Annotated in this window: 5 protein-coding genes; all 5 read left to right on the top strand. The window is 45.8% G+C overall.

All coding sequences use genetic code 11. The features are described 5' to 3' along the window. On the top strand, positions 1–837 hold an 837-nt coding region (locus B4K20_RS07985; RefSeq protein ID WP_289282507.1), incomplete at its 5' end, for an AAA family ATPase. A 5-nt stretch (positions 838–842) separates the two neighbouring features. Beyond that, a complete protein-coding gene (locus B4K20_RS07980) occupies positions 843–1,733 on the top strand; it encodes an MxaS protein (RefSeq protein WP_286305044.1) in 891 nt (296 codons plus the stop codon). A gap of 11 nt (positions 1,734–1,744) precedes the next feature. Beyond that, entirely contained in the window at positions 1,745–2,578 is an 834-nt protein-coding gene (locus B4K20_RS07975) for a hypothetical protein (protein ID WP_289282506.1), read from the top strand. Continuing rightward, positions 2,575–3,591, top strand: a complete 1,017-nt coding sequence (locus B4K20_RS07970; protein ID WP_286305042.1) for a vWA domain-containing protein — start codon at positions 2,575–2,577, stop codon at positions 3,589–3,591. The genes B4K20_RS07975 and B4K20_RS07970 overlap by 4 nt, the downstream gene beginning before the upstream one ends. Next, positions 3,584–4,062, top strand: a 479-nt coding sequence (locus B4K20_RS07965; RefSeq protein ID WP_289282505.1) for an MxaK protein, incomplete at its 3' end; no start/stop codon positions are given. The genes B4K20_RS07970 and B4K20_RS07965, both read left to right, overlap by 8 nt.

Here is a 4,062-nt window from a genome sequence, read left to right as displayed (position 1 = left end):
TTTTCAAAAGCGCTGGGTGGTGCTTTTGGGCGTATTGAGGGTAGCGTCGACTTAATGCCGAATGACCTGCTCTATAGTGCTTGGGTAAATGCAGAAGGTAAACCGGTCATTGATCCTGGCCCATTGATTAATCACGGTGCAGAAACAGCCGTTTTCTTCTTTAACGAAATTAACCGTGCCAGACCTCAGGTGCAGTCATTATTACTTCGTGCCATGGCTGAGCGCAGTGTTGAAGCATTTGGTAAAGAATATCGTTTCCCTCATATGGTCGTGTTTGCCGACCGCAATGCGGTAGAAAAAGAAGAAACATTTGAACTCAGTGCTGCCGCTCGTGACCGTTTCTTATTTGAGATAAATATCAGCCGCCCGACTGATGACGCGATTCGTCGTCAACTTATTTTCGATCCTGCGTTTCATGATGTGGATCAGCTGCTGAACACGATTGGTGAACCTTTACTGGACTATCAACAATTAAATGCTCTGGATCATGATATTCAACGTAGTATTTTTGTATCACCTGAAATTGAAAATTACGTGGTTCGTTTATGGGATGCCAGCTGGACGCCGCATGAATTAGGTATTGAAATGCCTGATATCTATGTGGAAGACCTGGTGGTGGCCGGTGCCAGTGTTCGTGGTATGTCAGCCATGGTAAGAGCCGCAAAAGTGGCAGCCTGGTTGGATGGTCGTGATCATGTACTACCAGATGATATTCATACCGTGTTGTTACCTTCCATGACACACCGTGTCTTCCTTTCTCCAGTGTATGAAGGTCGACGCGAACAAATTATGCCGCAATTTGTTCGAGCTCTTCGCGATCATATCGCGACACCTTAATCTGTATGGCTATCAGAAACCTGCCTCAGCAGGAGTTTGTTTATCGTTTTCCCGATAAGGTGTTTAGTCATGTGCCTGGCGCGCATAGCGGTACAGCGTTAGGCAGTGGCGATCGGTTTGCGGGATTTGCGGATTTGTTTGATTATCCGGACCCTCGTCGTCTGGATATACGTGCCAGTTTGCGTCATCAAGCCGCTGATGTGACTCAGCAAGGCCAACAACGCTGGTTGGTAAAACGTTATCAACAACGTTCATCCATCACGTTGTGGTTAATGTCTGATATCAGTCAATCCATGACGGTTTCCAGTGTGAATCATCAACGATTGGCAAAACTGGCTCATATGATCGCACACAGTGCAATTGGTATTGGCGATAAGTTTGCTATGACGGCGTTTGATAGTGAATGGCGCCAAGACATGACGATTATGCCCACCACGCAACGTAGCATGCCGGCATTTGCTGCTGAGCGTCTGATGGATGCGGCTAAACCAAAAGCACCTGGGGCGGCAGGCTTAACACATGCCACCGATCTGATTAACAGTAAACGTGCCATGGTCTTTTTGGCTTCCGATTTTTGTTTTGATCTGAGCTTGTTGGAGCAAAGTTTACGCAAATTGTCGCAATATACGGTCATCCCGATTGTATGGCGGCATGACGATGTCGATCACTTTCCTTCGCATGCGGGATGGGCAGAAACACGTGATGCTGAGACAGGTCAGCGGCACAGCGTCTGGATGCGGCCAAGTATTAAAAAGCGTTGGCAACAACAAATGGACGACCATTTTTCTCAACTCTCAGCGTGTTTTATGCGTTATCGCATAAGACCACTCTATGTTGAGGGCGATGTGACGCCACAACAGTTGACCGAATATTTTTACGCCATGAAAAACTCATAGGAATACAGACAATGCGATTATTTGCTCTGTTTTTATTTACGCTGGTGACAGCAAACGCCTTTGCGGAAGATGTCACTATTCGTTTTGATCGTAGCTGGGGATTACTGGTCGGTGACCAGATCCAGGCAACCATCCATTTACCCGTAGATAGCAGTCAGTTAGAAGCCCACTCACTGCCACAAGTCGAAAAACGTTATGGTCCCTGGCTGCAGTTGTTAAAGCGCCAGTCAGAAGGGACCGTGATGACATTAACGTTTCAGATAATTAATGTGCCAGCACAGACTCGGGAAGTGCAAACACCAGAAATAGAACTTCGCACAGAAGCAGGAGAGTTCTTAACGGTGCCTGCGACTACACTGGAGCTGGGTTCATTTTTATCGAATGCGGATGGTAGTCAATATCAGCCACGTGCCGATGCTGTGTTACTGCCACAAAGCCATCAACAGCTTCTGACTGAGTTGTGGATTGCCATAGCTGTTTTATTTGTCGCTATCTTAATTTGGTTGGCTTGGCACTTTGGTTTACGGCCACGTCATCGTTTGCCATTTGCGACAGCCGTATTTGAGTTAAATAAAATGCGTTTTCTGGGGCGCAAAAATGCCGATGAAGCCAGTCGTCAATTGCACCATGCATTTAATCGCAGCGCAGGTCGTGTGCTTGTTAAAAATGATCTGTCAGTACTGTGGCAGAAATGCCCTTGGTTGGAACCGCTGGCCGACGAGATTGAACACTTTTACCAGCAGTCAGCCAGCCACTTCTTTAGCCGTGAGCCAGTGGAACAAGCACCATTCTCCGCCTCTTTTGAACTGGCAAAAAAATGTCGTGCTAAGGAGAAAATGGCATGATGCTAGCCGGTTTGGAATGGGATCATGCCTGGCTTTTATTTTTATTGCCGCTGGCATTATTACCCTGGTTTAACCACAATCTGGATAAAACCGTCGCCTGGGTGAATCTGGTTCCCGTCGATCCTTTATCACGTGTGATTAATCTCACCCTGAAAAGCTTGGCTTCTCTCGTCATAGCTTGCCTTATCCTGGCATTAGCCTCACCCAGTTTACCTGAGCAGAAAAGAGAGCGAATTGGTGAAGGTGCGGAGATCGTGTTGTTATTAGATCGCAGCCGAAGTATGGATGATCCTTTTGCTGTTAAAGCACAAGCTGCAACAGTCAGTGTAGGGGGCGATAATTCAAAACGTAATGTGGCTCGGGAGTATTTAACGGAGTTTGTCAAAAATCGTCCTGATGACCGATTTGGCTTCGTCTTTTTCAGTACTAAAGCTATCAATCTTTTACCGTTGACCTATGACAAAGAAGCTGTTTTAGCAACGATTAATGCTAATGCTCTGGGTAAAGGCTTATCAGACACCAATATGGCTGAGGCATTAATCAGCAGTGCCAAAATGTTTGAAGACCAGCCTTATCGCGGTTCCCGGATTGTCTTGTTGGTGTCTGATGGTGGGCAATTATTAACAGATGAAGCTAAAGAAGAGATTGCCAGCACTTATCGTGAGATGAATCTCACGATTTACTGGATATATCTTAAATCCAGGCAGGAAATGACACTCGAAGCCAGCGACAATGACAATTTGTTGTGGGTCGACATTCCTGAACGGAAATTACATACGTTCTTTAAATCGATAGGTGTGCCTTATCGTGCATTTGAAGCTGGCTCATTAGAAAGCTTTGCAGATGCCTTATCTGAAATTGACCGCCAGCATTATCAAACACTGATTGTGGAAGAAACACTGCCACACGAACCTAAAGAAGATGTCTTTCTCTGGTTGGCGATGTTAGCCATGTTGTTATTGGCAAGTTCACATTTATATACATGGTGGGGAGTAAAAAAAGCCCATGAATAAGAAATTACAAACACTACGTTTTTCGTTGATTGTATTGATTTTGGCCAGCACCGCTTCGGTTATCTATTTAGCCATGCAATTGTGGCAAGAAATACAGGTTGAGCAATACATTACTTCACCCTCGGCGAGTGATGATGTACCAGACGATGCTCGTGCACATTTTGCTAAAGCGGCTGATTTTGAGAAGCAGGAACAGCATGAATTGGCCTTGGATCAGCTCACTATTGCTTTGGGTAAGGCTTCGGGTGAATTGATGCCTTTGGTTTTTTACAATCGCGGCAATATTAATTTACGCGCAGCGCTGGAAATGACGGAAGCTGATGCCCGTCAGTTACCCTTAATCGAGTTCGCCAAACAGGATTTTAGACGCGCTTTAGCGTTAGATCCCAACCTTTGGGATGCACGCTATAACCTGGAAGTGGCATTGAGAGCGGTACCTGAAGATCCGGCTGTTAACCCTAACTATGAAAA

The organism is Methylophaga sp. UBA5088 (genome assembly GCF_002414625.1).
In the GTDB taxonomy this organism is placed as follows: domain Bacteria; phylum Pseudomonadota; class Gammaproteobacteria; order Nitrosococcales; family Methylophagaceae; genus Methylophaga; species Methylophaga marina.
The sequence above is the reverse complement of the archived record's forward strand: the minus strand, read 5'-3'. Positions and strand labels throughout refer to the sequence as shown.